Origin of the sequence: Novosphingobium olei, assembly GCF_037076535.1 — a bacterium.
Lineage (GTDB): Bacteria > Pseudomonadota > Alphaproteobacteria > Sphingomonadales > Sphingomonadaceae > Novosphingobium > Novosphingobium olei.
Map to the genome: position 1 here is coordinate 2,846,534 of NZ_AP029021.1, position 13,127 is coordinate 2,859,660.

Sequence of the window (13,127 nt, forward strand, 5' to 3'; positions counted from 1 at the left end):
CATATCTGTCAATTATGCGTGGGTAGAACGATGACTGCAGACTTGCAAGCCCTTGACGTAGCGTCCGCCGCCTCGGCGGGCAAGGCGGCCGCCCATGGCAGCGCCACCCCCGCCGATCTGGAACTGGTCGTGCGCGACCGCCGCTTCGGCCGCGAACGCAAGCTGCCGCGCTGGTGGCTGAACAACGATCCCATCGCCTCGGCCTGGTACAATGCCCTGTCGCTGACCTTCCCCCGGGGCGAGGCGTTCTTCATCGAATCGGTCAAGGCCTTCCGCGAAGGCACGCCGCCCCGTCTCGAGGCCGAAATCCGCGACTTCATCCGTCAGGAGATCAACCACACCCGCGAACACGTCGCGTTCAACCGCGCGGCGACCGAAGCGGGCTACGACCTGTCGGAAATGGAACGCCGCCTCGCCGAAAACCTCGACGAAGCGAAAGGCCGCCCGCCGATCGCCAACCTCGCCACGACCATGGCGCTCGAACACTTCACCGCAATCCTTGCCCTCGAACTGTTGCGGACGCCGGCGCATCTCAGGGGCGGCGAGGAAGAGACCGCCAACCTGTGGCGCTGGCACGCGATCGAAGAAATCGAGCACAAGGGCGTCGCCTATGATACCTGGCTTCACGCCACCCGCGACTGGAGCCGGTGGAAGCGCTGGAAGATCAAGTCGCTGCTGATGCTGGCCGTCACGCGCGAATTCTTCATCCACCGCATCGACGATACGCTCGAACTGCTTCGGCAGGACGGCCTCACCGGCTGGAAGATCAAGGCCAGGCTCGCCGCCTACCTGCTGGTCAAGCCCGGCCTCGTCAGTCGTATCCTGCCCTTGTGGCTCAGCTACTTCCTGCCCGGCTTCCACCCGTGGAACCACGACGACCGCGCCCTTATCGGCAAGGCCGAGCGCGACTTCCCGGCAACCGCCGCACTCGCCTGATTCCAGGTCATGCGGGCCGCTTCACGCGGCTCGCATGACTTCTTCCGATTGGCCGCCGCTGTCGTTTCCATCGCCATCGCCGTTGCCGGCGGGGGACAGCAACGTTTCGAACATCACCGACGTGCAGACTGTCCTTCGGCTGGCGCTATAGCGTGGCCGCCATTCACCGGTGGGACGGAATCCCGCCTTGAGCAGCACCTGCCCCGACGCCGGGTTGTCGATGAAATGGCTCGCCTCGATGCGATCGTGGCCGATGGCCCGCGCGACGTTCAGCACTGCGCGCGCCGCCTCGGTCGCATAGCCCCTGCCCCAGTGGCTGCGCGCGATCCAGTAGCCGAGTTCGACGCCGCCCTGTTCCGCGGGCGCAAGCCCCGCGCATCCGATCAGCCGCGAACCATGTGCCCCCGGCAGCGTGACGAAGAAGTGGGGATGGCGCAGATCCTGCGGCTGGCTGGCAAACCAGCGCGCGTCTTCCGGGCCATAGGGCCAGGGCGCGCGCGCCAGGTTACGCACGATGGCCTCGTCATCGATGATGGCGTGCAGTTCGGCCCAGTCTTCGGGCCAGGCGGGCCGCAGGAACAGCCTTTCGCTGCGAATGAACACGTGAATTCTCCTCATCCGCCCTGTTGCCAACGGCCCCTAGGCCCCCGGCATGACAGGGATATTTCGCAGCCGACGCGAAGCCGCCGATGTCGAGACGATCGGGGCTGCGCGCGCGGCGATTCGGGTGAGGGAGAAACGAAAAAAGGGAGACGGGTTGGCCCCTCTCCCTCGATCTGCCGGTTACTGGAACCGGCGGGGCCATCCCGGCAGGATGGCCCTTTGCATGACCACCCGATTTATTCGGCGGCTTCAGCCATGGCGTCGACCGACACGTACTTGCGGCCGAGCTTGCCGGCGTGGAAGCGTACGCGGCCTTCGGCGAGCGCGAACAGGGTGTGATCCTTGCCCATGCCCACGTTGGCGCCCGGGTACACGCGGGTCCCACGCTGACGGATAATAATGTTGCCGCCGACCACTTCCTGGCCGCCGAACTTCTTCACGCCGAGGCGGCGGCCAGCTGAGTCGCGACCATTGCGCGAAGAGCCGCCTGCTTTCTTGTGTGCCATCTCGTCTTACTCCGATCTCGTGCTCAGGCGACCGAAACGATCCGCAGCAGGGTCAGCTGCTGGCGGTGACCGTTCTTGCGGCGATAGTTGTGGCGGCGGCGCTTCTTGAACACCACGACCTTTTCCGACTTCGCCTGCGCGATGATCTCGGCCGAAACCGTGATCGCGGCGGCATCGGCGAGTTCGCCGTCCTTGCCGGCGAGGAGGACATCACCGAGGGTGATCGTGTCGCCGGCTTCACCCGCCAGCTTCTCGACAGCGATCTTGTCTCCGGCGGCTACCCGGTACTGCTTGCCGCCCGTGCGCACGATTGCGAACATGGTTCCTGCTATCCGTTTCAAATGCCTGGCCCACCAAGCACCGCGATTCTCTTGCGAGAAACCGAGGACAGCGGGCAATACGCCGGTATCCCGCCGAATGCGGAACCCCGGAAAGAGCGGTGCCGATAGTCCAAGGAGAGATTCGTGTCAACGCCGCAACACGCGGCAAAGGCGCAGGATCGCGATGGACCGGCTCGGCACGCTGGCGTCGGCGCGCGCGCATGCTATGGCACGCTCATGGCCGACCGCACCTTCTCAGTCCAACCGTATTCCATGCGCCACGGCGCACTCGCCCTGCTCGTGCTTGCCAGCCTTGCCACGACCGCCTGCAGCGGCGATCGCGGACGCTATCCCTCGCTCGCCCGCCGGCCGGCAGAGCGCGCCTATGGTTCCGCCATGCCGGTCACGGCCCCCACACCGGAGTCGCAGGCTCCGATCGCGCCCGATGCCGGCACCGCCGCCCGCGTCGCCGCGCTGACCGATCAGGCGGTCAAGGCCGATGCCAAGTTCGAAGCCCGCCGCGCCAGCGCCGAACGTGCGGTCGCTGCCGCTCGCGGCGCGGCCGTCGGCAGCGAAGCCTGGTCAGTGGCGCAGATCGCCATAGCCGATCTCGATTCGGCGCGCAGCGAAGGCATGGTCGCCATGGCCGACCTTGATCGCATGCTGGTCGTTGCCGCGCAGGCCGCGGTCGATGGCCCGCGCGCCGATCTTGACCTGATCGCACCGGCCCACGCGCAGGTCGACGAACTGATGCGCAAGGAACTGGCGACGCTCGATTCGCTCAAGAGCCGCGTCGCCGGATAAGCCGCCTTCGCGCCGCTACCAGCGCGCCAGATCGCGCCGATCCTCGTCGCGCGGTTCGATCCAGCGCCAGCCGTCGGACGTCTTTTCCCGCTTCCAGAACCACGATTCGCTCTTGAGGTGGTCCATCGCGAAGTCGGCAGCGGCAAAGGCATCGCGGCGATGGCGCGCCGCGGCCGCCACCAGCACGATCGGATCGCGCGGCACCATCACGCCGATGCGATGGACGATCAGCAGCCCGTCGAGCGCCCAGCGGGCGAGTACCGCATCGGCCAACGCCCGCATCCCCGGCAAGGTCAGCGGCTCATAGTGCCGCAGCTCCAGCGCTTCCACGCCTTCACCCTGCCGCACTTGCCCCAGGAAGCTGACCACGCCGCCGGCCTGCGGGTGCCCGGCCGTAAACCGTTCGAGCTCCAGCGAAGGATCGAAGCCCAAGTCGAGCAGCCGCACGTCGCGCATCTCAGCCCCCGCTCACCGGCGGCAAGAAGGCGAGTTCATCGTCATCGGCGAGCACCACGCCGCCGGCCTCGGCCAGCAGCACGCCATTGAGCGCCAGGCGCACCCGTTCGCCCAGCAACTGGACCGCCAGCGCCGGATCGAGCGTGGCGAGAATCTCGGCCAGAGGCCCGCATGCAACCTCGCGCTCGCTCGCACCGGCCGCGTCCTCGAGCCGCCCGAGAAAGATCAGCCTTGCCGCCATCAACCGCCCGTCATCGACATGTGCCGCGCCAGCGCCGGTGCCGCGCCTTCGTGGTCGATGGCAAAGGCGTGCCGCTCGGGCTTCTCCCCCATGGCGCGGGCAAAGGCCTCCGCCAGCGCGGCATCGGGATCGTCGGAGCGCAGCGCCGCGCGCAGGTCGACCCGGCCCTCGCCACCAAGGCACATGAACAGCTGCCCTGTCGCCGTCACGCGAACGCGGTTGCAACCTTCGCAGAAGTTGCCGGTCAGCGGGGTGATGAAGCCCAGCCGTCCGCCCGTCTCGGCAATGTCGACATAGCGCGCGGGGCCGCCGCTGCGCGCGTCGCTGGCCACCAGGGTCCAGCGCTGCGCAAGCTGCTGCCGAACCGCATCGAGCGGCAGGTACTGGTCGAAGCGGTCTTGCTCGATCTCGCCCAGCGGCATGACCTCGATCAGCGTGATGTCGTGGCCCTCGCCATGCGCCCAGGCGATCAGGTCGGGCAGCTCCTCCTCGTTTGCGCCCTTCAGCGCCACGGTATTGAGCTTGACCTTGAGCCCCGCCGCCTTGGCCGCGGCAATGCCGTCCAGCACCTGGGGCAAGGCGTCGCGCCGGGCGAGCCGGGCGAAAGTCGCGCGGTCGCGCGTATCGAGCGACACGTTGATCCGCTTCACCCCCGCCGCCGCCAGATCACCGGCAAATTCGGTAAGCCGCGTGCCGTTGGTGGTAAGCGTCAGTTCCTCAAGACCGTTGCCCAAATCGCGCCCCAGCGCGCGGACCAGCTCGATCATGTCGCGCCGCACCAGCGGTTCGCCCCCGGTCAGTCGCAGCTTGGTCACCCCGCGCGCGATGAAGGCAAGCGCAAGCCGGTGCAGTTCTTCTAGCGTCAGCACTTCGGCGCGGGGCAGGAATTCCATCCGCTCGGGCATGCAATAGGCGCAGCGCAGATCGCACCGATCGGTGACCGACATTCGCAGGTAGCTGATTCGCCGGGCGAATCGATCGATCAAGGGTGCGGAAGCATTCACTTCGCCAGATGTACGAAGTCCCGGGCATAAGATTCAAGGTGCGCGCCCGCATCGACGAAGATTGTCTGCCCCGTTACCGACGGTGCGTTCGCGAGGTAGGCCACCGCCTCTGCGATCTCGGCGGGATCGGCCAGCCGGTCGAGCGGCATCAGTCCGGCAAGTCGTTCCCACTGTCCGGCATCGTAATCGGCGGTCGGCAGGGTCAGGCCCGGTGCCACGCCGTTGACCCGCACCCTTGGTGCCAGCGATCGTGCCAGCGTGCGCACCGATGCGTGCAGCCCCTGCTTCGACAGCGTGTACGAGAACTGGTCCGGCACGGGATTGAGCACCCGCTGGTCGAGGATCATGACCACGCTTCCCGCCGCCTCGCCCAGCGCCTGGGCAAAGGCGCCGGTCATCAGCACCGGCGCGGCGAGGTTGACCTGGAGATGCTCGGCAAGCCCCTTGGCGTTGAACGTCGTCGCATCGTCGTCGCGGAACAGCGAGGCGCAATTGACCAGCAGGCTGGCGGGCCGTCCCGCCGCTGCAGCAGCCCGCGATACCAGCGCCACGGCCGCGTCGGCATCGCCAAGGTCTGCCTCCAGCGCATGGACCTGCGCGCCGAGCTCTTCCAGCCGCGCGGCGAAATCAGGGTCGAACGTCGTCGCGTGGTGGGCATGAAGCGCCAGGTCCCAGCCCGCCACCGCCAGCCGTTCCGCTATCGCTGCGCCGATCCGCCGCCAGCCGCCCGTGACCAGCGCCATCGGGCGCGTCGAGGCGGAGGAGGAGGCGGCAGCCTCGCTCACCCGACGTAGGCTTCCCAGGCGCTGCGCTCGCGGGTCAGCGTCATGCCGATGTCCTCGCCCGCCTCGCTGATCGCCAGCTTGACGATCTTCACCTCAATCCGCTCGACCCGCACATCCTGCAGGAACAGCGTTTCGCAGATGTGGTCAGCCACGGATTCGATCAGCTTGAAATGGACATCCTTCGGCAGACCGTCCGAGGCCGCGAACTTCAGGTCCATGTAGTTCTTGCTCTCGGTCAGCGGGCAGTCGGGCGTGTAGCGCGGGCGCGGGCGCAGCCACGCACGGATCGAGATGCGCAGCGGTTGCGGGCGGCCGGTCTCTTCCGAATAGATGCCGGTCAGGACATCGGTTTCGACGTTGGCGACTTCGAGGATCAGGCTGTCGGACACGGCGCGCCCCTTACACCCGTGCCCGGCAATGTCCAGAGCGGCGCGTTCTCAACCCGCGCGCCATCGGGCGAAGATCGCGGTCGGCAGCACGCGCCCGCCCGCCCCTTCCTCGCGGATGGCAAGGTCGCCATGCTCGATCGTGCCCGGCAGATGGCGCAGCGCCTCGTCCAGCAAGCCTGCGATGGCGAGCGAGGACATGCGCACGGCGTAGACGGTCAGGAACAGGAAGCGGCTGTCGCCATCGAGCAGCGCCGCACAATCCTTGACCAGTCCTGGCAGGCTTTCCTCCAGCCGCCAGACTTCGCCCTCCGGGCCGCGCCCGAACTTCGGCGGATCGAGGATGATCCCGTCATAGCGCCTGCCCCGCCGCACCTCGCGCGCGGTGAACTTGGCCGCATCGTCGACGATCCAGCGCACCGGCCGCGCTTCCATGCCCGAAAGCGCAGCGTTGGCGCGGGCCTGCGCCACCGACTTCTTTGATGCATCCACATGCGTCACCGCCCCGCGTTCGGACAGCGACAGCGTGCCGACGCCGGTATAGCCGAAAAGGTTGAGCGTGCTCGCCTCGGCCTTGCCGGCCAGTTGCTCGCCCATCCAGTCCCACACCGGGGCCATGTCCGGGAAGAAGCCGAGGTGCCGGAACGGCGTGCAACTCGCGGTGAAGCGCACGTCTCCGCGCGACAGGTCCCAGCCTTCGCGCGGGACCGGCCGGTCGAAGCGCCACTTGCCGCCGCCGTCCTCGTCCGATCCGGGCACGAATTCGCCGTGGGCCTGCCAATCGCCTAGGGACGGGCTCCACATCGCCTGCGGTTCGGGCCGCACGAAGCGATAGTCGCCATAGCGCTCCAGCTTGCGGCCGTGCCCCGAATCGATCAGGCCGAAGTCACCCCAGCCCTCGCCGACCATCAGCTTCGGTTGGAGGTCGAGAACCGCCATCAGCCGTGCTTCGGCGTCGCCCGCTCGGCCACGAAGGCCGCGATCGCGTCGTAGGTGCCGGGCAGGTGCGAACAAGCCTCGGCGCGTTCGAACAGGTCTCCCACGCGCGAAGGCAGCGGCGGACGCACGCCCGTGGCGCGTTCGACCGCGTCGACGAACTTGGCCGGATGCGCCGTCGCCAGCGTCACCACCGGCACATCGGCGGGAAGATCGGTGGCCGCACGCGCCGCGTGGAGCGCGATCGCCGTGTGCGGATCGAGCACCTCGCCGCATTCCTCGTGCGCCCAGCGCATCGCGTTGGCCATGTCCGATGCATCAGCCCGCGCGCTGGTGAACAGCGCGGCGGCGCTTTCGCGCTGCGCGTTGGTCAGCTGGATCGCCTTGGTCGCCTCAAACGTGCGCATCTGCTCGGCCATCGCCGCGCCATCGCGCCCGCCGGCATCGAACAGCAGCCGCTCGAAGTTGGAACTGACCTGGATGTCCATCGACGGCGCGGCGGTGGGCGTCACCGTCCCGGCCGAATAGTCGCCGGTGGACAGCGCGCGGTGCAGGATGTCGTTGACGTTGGTCGCCACGATCAGCCGCTCGATCGGCAGGCCCATCTTGGCCGCGACATAGCCTGCGAACACATCGCCGAAGTTGCCCGTCGGCACCGAGAAGGCGACTTTGCGCTGCGGCGCGCCCAGCTGGAGCGCGGCGGCGAAGTAATAGACCACTTGCGCCATCAGGCGGGCCCAGTTGATCGAATTGACCGCGGCGATGCCGAAAGTTCCGGTCATGCCCGGATCGTTGAACATGCGCTTCACCATCGCCTGCGCATCGTCGAAGCTGCCGTCGATCGCGATGTTGTGGACGTTGGGCGCCAGCACCGTCGTCATCTGCCGGCGCTGCACGTCGCTCACCCGGCCATGCGGGTGGAGCATGAAGATGTCGATCTTCGCGCGCCCGGCAACGGCGTCGATCGCTGCCGAACCGGTATCGCCCGAGGTCGCGCCAACGATCGTCAGGTGATCGTCGCGGCGGCCTAGGAATTCTTCGAACAGCAGGCCGAGCAGCTGCAGCGCCACGTCCTTGAACGCCAGCGTGGGCCCGTGGAACAGCTCGAGCACCCACTGCCGCTCATCCAGCTGCTTGAGCGGGGTCACCGCGGCATGGGCGAACCGGCCATAGGCCTGGCGGGTCAGCTCGAGCAGGCGCTCGGGGGTCAGGCTGTCGCCCACGAACGGCTGCATCACCTTCTGCGCCAGCTCGGCATAGGGCAGCCCGGCCATGGCGGCGATCTCGTCGGCGCTGAAGGAAGGCCAGCTTTCCGGCACGTAGAGCCCGCCGTCGGAGGCGAGCCCGGCAAGGGTCACTTCCTCGAAATCGAGCGCCGGAGCCGATCCACGGGTGCTGACGTACTTCATGTGACTTCCAATCTGGCCCCAACCTTTGTCCTGCGCGCGCCTAGCGGCGGGCAGGCTTGGGGGCAAGCCGCCTGTACAGCAGCAGGCCATAGATGACCGAGGCAACCACCGCGAAGGCGAACCATTGCACCGCGTAAGCCAGGTGGTTGTTGGGCAGCGAATTGGGATCGGGCTTGGCCAGCGGCTGCAATCCCGCAGCCGGCGGATAGGCGACTAGCCGCGGGCGGGGATTGCCGTCGGCATCTTTGCCGCCCGAAGCGACGATGCCGTGGACCTCGCCCCCTTCCCACGCGATGGTCTTGGGCTGCTGCGACCAGCCGAGCGAAACAGCGACCTCGCTCTTGAGGCCGAGCCGGCACGTTGCCACCACGGCAAGGCCGGGCTCGTCGAGCGCGTTGCGCGCCGCGATCGTGGTCATCGACAGCACCTTGTCGCAATGGAAGTGCGACGTGCGGTACAGCGCATCCTCAACCGCAGCAGGCCGCTCCGGCCAAGGCACATCCCCGGTCTGTTGCGAAGCGGCGGCATAGCGCGCGATCAGCGCTTCCTTCCACTGCTTGCGCTGCAGTTGCCACACGCCCAGCGCGATCATCGTCAGGATCGCCGAGCAGACGACGATCGTCGAAAACACAGGGAAACGCGGCTTCATGGCTGATCTCTCCGATCGAGGGCGCGCCGCAGCGCGGCCGTCTTGGCCAGGCGCAGCGCACCGATCATGGCAAGGGGCACCAGCGTGCCCCACAGGGCGGCCTGCACCCACAGCGCCGGGCGCAGCGCATCGTCCAGCTTGAGCGCGGCGGCGACGAGAATGACCGTCACCGGCAGCACCACCAGGAACAGCGTGCGCCCGTGCGGTTCATGCGCGGCGAAGTCCGTGCCGCAGGCCCGGCATCGCGGGGCGAACGCCGCCGGGGCCTGCCACAGCGTGCGCGCGCTGCACGCCGGGCACAAACCGAAAAGGGCAGCCTGGGTAACCCCGGGCTGCCCCTTCGATGCCGGGCTTTCGCCGTCCTGCATCATTCGGTGCTCGTCATCGGTGATCGATCACTCGATGTGCGCGCCCCAGTTGCCCCACACGTAGATGGCAACGAACAGGAACAGCCACACCACGTCGACGAAGTGCCAGTACCAAGCGGCGGCTTCGAAACCGAAGTGCTGGCGCGGGGTGAAGTGGCCCTTGTAGGCGCGGATCAGGCAGACGATCAGGAAGATCGTGCCGACGATGACGTGGAAGCCGTGGAACCCGGTCGCCATGTAGAACGACGAACCATAGGTGTTCTGGCCGAAGGCGAACGGCGCGTGGGCGTATTCGAAAGCCTGGATCGCGCTGAACAGCATGCCGAGCAGGATCGTCGCCCACAGGCCCTTCTTCAGGCCGTCACGGTCGCCGTGGATCAGCGCGTGGTGCGCCCAGGTCAGCGTGGTGCCCGAGCACAGCAGGATCAGGGTGTTGAGCAGCGGCAGGTCGAACGCGTTCATCACCGCTTCGATCGCCTTGGGCGGCCAGACGCCGCCGATGACGTCGGTGTTCACCTTCGAAGGGAACAGCGAGAAATCAAAGAAGGCCCAGAACCAGCCGACGAAGAACATCACTTCCGAAGCGATGAACAGGATCATGCCGTACCGCTGGTGCAACTGCACCACCGGGGTGTGGTCACCCGCGTGGGCTTCCTTGATGATCTTGCCGAACCACGAGAAGAACGTGACGATCACGCCCAGGAAGCCGAGCAGGAGCACGGCATTGCCGTTCGGCAGCTTGTGCATGTGGAGCACGCCGCCGGTGGTCATGACGAGCGCAGAGATCGCGCCGATGAACGGCCAGATGTCGGGCGGCAGGATGTGGTAATCGTGGTTTTTTGCGCCGGCCATGGTTCTCGACTTCCCCCGATGAATTTCCGGTCAGTCCGGACCTCGCGCCCGGACGCATAACGAGCCGCCTTTATCGGGCGGAAGCGGTGTGGTCCAGAGGCTTTGCAAGCGTGGACGAACTCTTAGGTGCAGCCCCGCCCGAACCCGCCACGGGCTTCGCCCCCGGGCCGGTCACCAGGCTCTGGTCGGCGGCGAGCAGAAACGTGTAGCTGAGCGTGATTTCCGGCACGTCGCGGGCATTGGCGTCCTGCAGCATGGCGGGATCGACGTAGTAGATCACCGGCATCCGCACTTCCTGTCCGGGCTCAAGCCGCTGTTCGTTGAAGCAGAAGCACTGGATCTTGTGGAAGTAGGCGCCAGTCTGCTCGGGCGTCACGTTGAACACGGCGCGGCCGACGATCGGCTTGTCGGACAGGTTCTTGGCAATGAAGAAGGCGATCTTGCGCTCGCCCACCTTGCCATCCTGCGTCACCTGCTCGGGCTTGAAGATCCACGGCAGGCCCGGGGCGACATTGGCGTCGAAGCGGATGGTGATCGGGCGCGTCGTCGCCTTGATGCCAGCGGCCTGCTGTGCGGTCGCTCGCTGGGTCGTGCCGTTGAAGCCGGTCGCCTGGCAAAACAGGCGATAGAGCGGGACCGAGGCATAGCCCAGACCGAGCATGGCCAGCGCGCCCGAGGCGGCGATGATCGCGACCTTGCGGTTGCGCCGATCGATCCGCGGGGCAGCGCCTGCAGCAAGCTCGCCAGCCATCACATCTGTCCCGAGGAATGCAGCCCCATCTTCACGATGGTTATCGCGAAGAACAGCACCACCAGCGCCAGCAGCACGAAACCGAGCGCGCGATTGCGCGCCTTCTGCCGGGCACGGAACAGTTGCAGGTCGGTGGCGGGATCGAGCTTTGGGTCGTTAGACATCATTGCCAGCCTTGCAGGGTCGCGTAGCGGTCTGCGACAAGCACCGCGAAGAGCGCGAAAAGATAGATGATCGAGAAGGCAAACAGCCGCTTTTCGGGCGCCATGCCATCGCCCGGCACGCTCGTGCGCAGCCCGACTCGGGCGGACAGCAGCAGGAACAGCGCCCCCAGCACCAGCGCCGCCACGCCATAGATCGGGCCGGTGGCCCCGATGAACCACGGCGTCGCCGCCAGCGGCAGCAGCAGCGCGGCGTAGATCAGGATCTGACGGCGCGTGGCCTTCTCTCCCGCCACCACCGGCATCATCGGAATGCCTACCTTGGCGTAATCGGTCTGCACGAACAGGGCGAGCGCCCAGAAGTGCGGCGGCGTCCACATGAAGATGATCAGGAACAGCAGCACCGGCATCAGCGTGATGTGCCCGGTTACCGCCACCCAGCCGATCAGCGGCGGAAAGGCCCCTGCCCCGCCGCCGATCACGATGTTCTGCGGCGTGCGCGGCTTGAGCCAGACGGTGTAGATCCACGCATAGTAGAAGATCGACAGCGCCAGGATCGCGGCGGGGAGCCAGCCGTTGGCAAGGCCCATGACGAAGACGGAGCCGCCGGCCAGCGCGAAGCCGAAGTCGCGCGCCGAGGTGCGGTCCATGCGGCCGGCGGGCAACGGGCGGTTGGCGGTGCGCTTCATGCCCGCGTCGATATCGGCTTCCCACCACTGGTTCAGCGCCGCCGCGCCGCCTGCGCCGACGGCGATGCACAGGATCGCGGTGAAGGCGAGCACGGGGTGGATCTCGCCCGGCGCGGCGAGCAGGCCGCACAGCCCGGTGAAGATGACCAGAGTCATCACCCGCGGCTTCGTCAGGGCGAAAAAGTCCCGCCAGTCAGCGGGCAACGGAAGGGTTCTGGTGGAGTCCATGGATCTTGCCGCCGCCCATAGGCCAGTTGGAGCGCGCTGGAAAGGTGCCGATGGACACCATTCGCCGCGATCGTCAGCGAACCCGCTTCAGCCAGTCGAGCAGCAGCGCGTTGACCTCCTCCGGCCGCTCCTGCTGCGTCCAGTGGCCGCAGCCTTCGAGCATGTGCCCTTCGACGTTGGGCGCATAGCGGCGCATCATCGCGGTGGGATCGGAAACCTGCCCGAACAGCGTGCTTGCAGGGTCCTTCGTCCCGCCGATGTAGAGCGCGGGCTGGTCGAGCGTGCGGTCGGCCCAGGCCTTGAGATAGGCATAGTCCGCTTCGTGGTTGCGATAGCGGTTGAGCGGACCGCGCAGGCCCGATGCGGTGAATTCGGCGACATAGTAGTCGAGATCGGCATCGCTCAGCCAGGCAGACGGCGCGGTCGGTTCGGGCAGGCCATCGAGCAGCAGCGAATCGACCGGCTTGAGCGGCCAGGCCTTGGGCGGCGCTTCCCCCGAGATCGAGTGCAGGAACACGCGCAGGAACCGCCGCACGTCCGGCTCCAGCTCGGCCTCTGCCTTGCCCGGCTGCTGGAAGTATTCCTGGTAGAAGAAGATACCCTTGGCGGTGAACAGTTCGCGAAACACATCGGTGAAGGGCCGGGTCGGCGCCCCGGCGAACGGGACGGAGAGCCCGGCAACCGCCTTGAACCGGTCCGGCCGGGTGAAGGCCGAGTTCCACACGATCGGCGCGCCCCAGTCGTGCCCGACGAGGATGGCGGGCTCGCCCGGCTGGAGCGCGTCCGCCACGCCGACGACATCGCCGATCAGGCGCTCCATCGCATAGGCTTCGACCGGATTCGGCTTGTCCGACCCGCCGTAGCCGCGCACGTCGATGGCGCAGACGGTGAAGCCGGCGGCAGCGACGGGACCGATCTGGTGGCGCCAGGAATACCAGCTTTCGGGAAAGCCGTGGACCATGATGACCAGCGGCCCCTGGCCTTCGACCCGGGCACGCAGGGTGACTTCGCCTGCATCGATCATGCGGAATTCGGACATTGCG

19 protein-coding genes are annotated in these 13,127 nt (G+C 67.2%); 2 read left to right on the top strand and 17 right to left on the bottom strand.

Annotated features, from left to right (window positions below; translation table 11 throughout):
• The first annotated feature begins 30 nt into the window (after nt 1–30).
• A complete protein-coding gene (locus AACH40_RS13430; RefSeq protein WP_338642846.1) occupies nt 31–936 on the top strand; it encodes a metal-dependent hydrolase in 906 nt (301 codons plus the stop codon).
• 21 nt (nt 937–957) lie between these two features.
• Here AACH40_RS13430 and AACH40_RS13435 read toward each other — a convergent pair whose 3' ends face one another.
• The 3 genes from AACH40_RS13435 to rplU form a co-directional block, all read right to left on the bottom strand.
• Nucleotides 958–1,539 (bottom strand): GNAT family N-acetyltransferase, encoded by a 582-nt coding sequence (locus AACH40_RS13435; RefSeq protein WP_338642847.1) that lies wholly within the window; start codon nt 1,537–1,539, stop codon nt 958–960.
• 236 nt (nt 1,540–1,775) lie between these two features.
• Complete coding sequence (gene rpmA, locus AACH40_RS13440; RefSeq protein ID WP_169491811.1) at nt 1,776–2,045, bottom strand: 50S ribosomal protein L27; 270 nt, start codon at nt 2,043–2,045, stop codon at nt 1,776–1,778.
• A gap of 23 nt (nt 2,046–2,068) precedes the next feature.
• Nucleotides 2,069–2,365, bottom strand: a complete 297-nt coding sequence (gene rplU, locus AACH40_RS13445; protein WP_169491810.1) for a 50S ribosomal protein L21 — start codon at nt 2,363–2,365, stop codon at nt 2,069–2,071.
• 144 nt (nt 2,366–2,509) lie between these two features.
• Here rplU and AACH40_RS13450 point away from each other — a divergent pair, with 144 nt between their 5' ends.
• Nucleotides 2,510–3,169 carry a hypothetical protein gene (locus tag AACH40_RS13450; RefSeq protein ID WP_338642848.1) on the top strand — a complete coding sequence of 220 codons (660 nt, stop codon included), beginning with the start codon at nt 2,510–2,512 and terminating at the stop codon, nt 3,167–3,169.
• A gap of 15 nt (nt 3,170–3,184) precedes the next feature.
• Here AACH40_RS13450 and AACH40_RS13455 read toward each other — a convergent pair whose 3' ends face one another.
• From AACH40_RS13455 to AACH40_RS13520, 14 genes are all read right to left on the bottom strand, one after another.
• On the bottom strand, nt 3,185–3,625 hold the full coding sequence (locus AACH40_RS13455) for a molybdenum cofactor biosynthesis protein MoaE (RefSeq protein ID WP_338642849.1): 441 nt from the start codon (nt 3,623–3,625) through the stop codon (nt 3,185–3,187).
• Between the two features lies 1 nt (nt 3,626).
• Complete coding sequence (locus AACH40_RS13460; protein WP_169491807.1) at nt 3,627–3,866, bottom strand: MoaD/ThiS family protein; 240 nt, start codon at nt 3,864–3,866, stop codon at nt 3,627–3,629.
• The gene (gene moaA, locus AACH40_RS13465; RefSeq protein WP_338642850.1) at nt 3,866–4,813 is read right to left on the bottom strand and encodes a GTP 3',8-cyclase MoaA; all 948 of its coding nucleotides are present in this window, start codon (nt 4,811–4,813) and stop codon (nt 3,866–3,868) included. Before moaA ends, AACH40_RS13460 begins: the two co-directional genes overlap by 1 nt.
• 53 nt (nt 4,814–4,866) lie before the next feature.
• On the bottom strand, nt 4,867–5,655 hold the full coding sequence (locus tag AACH40_RS13470; RefSeq protein ID WP_338642851.1) for an SDR family oxidoreductase: 789 nt from the start codon (nt 5,653–5,655) through the stop codon (nt 4,867–4,869).
• The gene (locus tag AACH40_RS13475; RefSeq protein ID WP_169491805.1) at nt 5,652–6,044 is read right to left on the bottom strand and encodes a dihydroneopterin aldolase; all 393 of its coding nucleotides are present in this window, start codon (nt 6,042–6,044) and stop codon (nt 5,652–5,654) included. The genes AACH40_RS13470 and AACH40_RS13475 overlap by 4 nt, the downstream gene beginning before the upstream one ends.
• A gap of 48 nt (nt 6,045–6,092) precedes the next feature.
• A complete protein-coding gene (locus tag AACH40_RS13480) occupies nt 6,093–6,980 on the bottom strand; it encodes a class I SAM-dependent methyltransferase (protein WP_338642852.1) in 888 nt (295 codons plus the stop codon).
• Nucleotides 6,980–8,386 (bottom strand): threonine synthase, encoded by a 1,407-nt coding sequence (gene thrC / locus AACH40_RS13485; RefSeq protein WP_169491803.1) that lies wholly within the window; start codon nt 8,384–8,386, stop codon nt 6,980–6,982. The genes AACH40_RS13480 and thrC overlap by 1 nt, the downstream gene beginning before the upstream one ends.
• A gap of 40 nt (nt 8,387–8,426) precedes the next feature.
• Complete coding sequence (locus tag AACH40_RS13490; protein WP_338642853.1) at nt 8,427–9,035, bottom strand: SURF1 family protein; 609 nt, start codon at nt 9,033–9,035, stop codon at nt 8,427–8,429.
• Nucleotides 9,032–9,406: a DUF983 domain-containing protein gene (locus AACH40_RS13495; protein WP_338642854.1), complete on the bottom strand. Its 375-nt coding sequence runs from the start codon at nt 9,404–9,406 to the stop codon at nt 9,032–9,034. The genes AACH40_RS13490 and AACH40_RS13495 overlap by 4 nt, the downstream gene beginning before the upstream one ends.
• Nucleotides 9,407–9,430: 24 nt before the next feature.
• Nucleotides 9,431–10,255, bottom strand: coding sequence for a cytochrome c oxidase subunit 3 (locus AACH40_RS13500; RefSeq protein ID WP_169491800.1), 825 nt, complete (start codon nt 10,253–10,255; stop codon nt 9,431–9,433).
• Between the two features lie 70 nt (nt 10,256–10,325).
• Nucleotides 10,326–11,006, bottom strand: coding sequence for a cytochrome c oxidase assembly protein (locus AACH40_RS13505; protein WP_338642855.1), 681 nt, complete (start codon nt 11,004–11,006; stop codon nt 10,326–10,328).
• Nucleotides 11,006–11,173 carry a cytochrome oxidase small assembly protein gene (locus tag AACH40_RS13510; RefSeq protein WP_338642856.1) on the bottom strand — a complete coding sequence of 56 codons (168 nt, stop codon included), beginning with the start codon at nt 11,171–11,173 and terminating at the stop codon, nt 11,006–11,008. The genes AACH40_RS13505 and AACH40_RS13510 overlap by 1 nt, the downstream gene beginning before the upstream one ends.
• Nucleotides 11,170–12,084: a heme o synthase gene (locus AACH40_RS13515; RefSeq protein ID WP_169491797.1), complete on the bottom strand. Its 915-nt coding sequence runs from the start codon at nt 12,082–12,084 to the stop codon at nt 11,170–11,172. Before AACH40_RS13515 ends, AACH40_RS13510 begins: the two co-directional genes overlap by 4 nt.
• 73 nt (nt 12,085–12,157) lie before the next feature.
• Nucleotides 12,158–13,123, bottom strand: coding sequence for an alpha/beta hydrolase (locus AACH40_RS13520; RefSeq protein ID WP_338642857.1), 966 nt, complete (start codon nt 13,121–13,123; stop codon nt 12,158–12,160).
• Nucleotides 13,124–13,127: the final 4 nt, after the last annotated feature.

Bases quoted from the DNA above. Each gene is read 5' to 3' on its own strand.
- AACH40_RS13510 (WP_338642856.1), bottom strand. From the start codon at position 11,173: ATGATGTCTAACGACCCAAAGCTCGATCCCGCCACCGACCTGCAACTG.
- AACH40_RS13515 (WP_169491797.1), bottom strand. From the start codon at position 12,084: ATGGACTCCACCAGAACCCTTCCGTTGCCCGCTGACTGGCGGGACTTT.
- AACH40_RS13500 (WP_169491800.1), bottom strand. From the start codon at position 10,255: ATGGCCGGCGCAAAAAACCACGATTACCACATCCTGCCGCCCGACATC.
- AACH40_RS13520 (WP_338642857.1), bottom strand. From the start codon at position 13,123: ATGTCCGAATTCCGCATGATCGATGCAGGCGAAGTCACCCTGCGTGCC.
- AACH40_RS13495 (WP_338642854.1), bottom strand. From the start codon at position 9,406: ATGATGCAGGACGGCGAAAGCCCGGCATCGAAGGGGCAGCCCGGGGTT.
- rplU (WP_169491810.1), bottom strand. From the start codon at position 2,365: ATGTTCGCAATCGTGCGCACGGGCGGCAAGCAGTACCGGGTAGCCGCC.
- AACH40_RS13460 (WP_169491807.1), bottom strand. From the start codon at position 3,866: ATGGCGGCAAGGCTGATCTTTCTCGGGCGGCTCGAGGACGCGGCCGGT.
- AACH40_RS13455 (WP_338642849.1), bottom strand. From the start codon at position 3,625: ATGCGCGACGTGCGGCTGCTCGACTTGGGCTTCGATCCTTCGCTGGAG.
- AACH40_RS13505 (WP_338642855.1), bottom strand. From the start codon at position 11,006: ATGGCTGGCGAGCTTGCTGCAGGCGCTGCCCCGCGGATCGATCGGCGC.
- thrC (WP_169491803.1), bottom strand. From the start codon at position 8,386: ATGAAGTACGTCAGCACCCGTGGATCGGCTCCGGCGCTCGATTTCGAG.
- rpmA (WP_169491811.1), bottom strand. From the start codon at position 2,045: ATGGCACACAAGAAAGCAGGCGGCTCTTCGCGCAATGGTCGCGACTCA.
- moaA (WP_338642850.1), bottom strand. From the start codon at position 4,813: ATGTCGGTCACCGATCGGTGCGATCTGCGCTGCGCCTATTGCATGCCC.
- AACH40_RS13480 (WP_338642852.1), bottom strand. From the start codon at position 6,980: ATGGCGGTTCTCGACCTCCAACCGAAGCTGATGGTCGGCGAGGGCTGG.
- AACH40_RS13490 (WP_338642853.1), bottom strand. From the start codon at position 9,035: ATGAAGCCGCGTTTCCCTGTGTTTTCGACGATCGTCGTCTGCTCGGCG.
- AACH40_RS13430 (WP_338642846.1), top strand. From the start codon at position 31: ATGACTGCAGACTTGCAAGCCCTTGACGTAGCGTCCGCCGCCTCGGCG.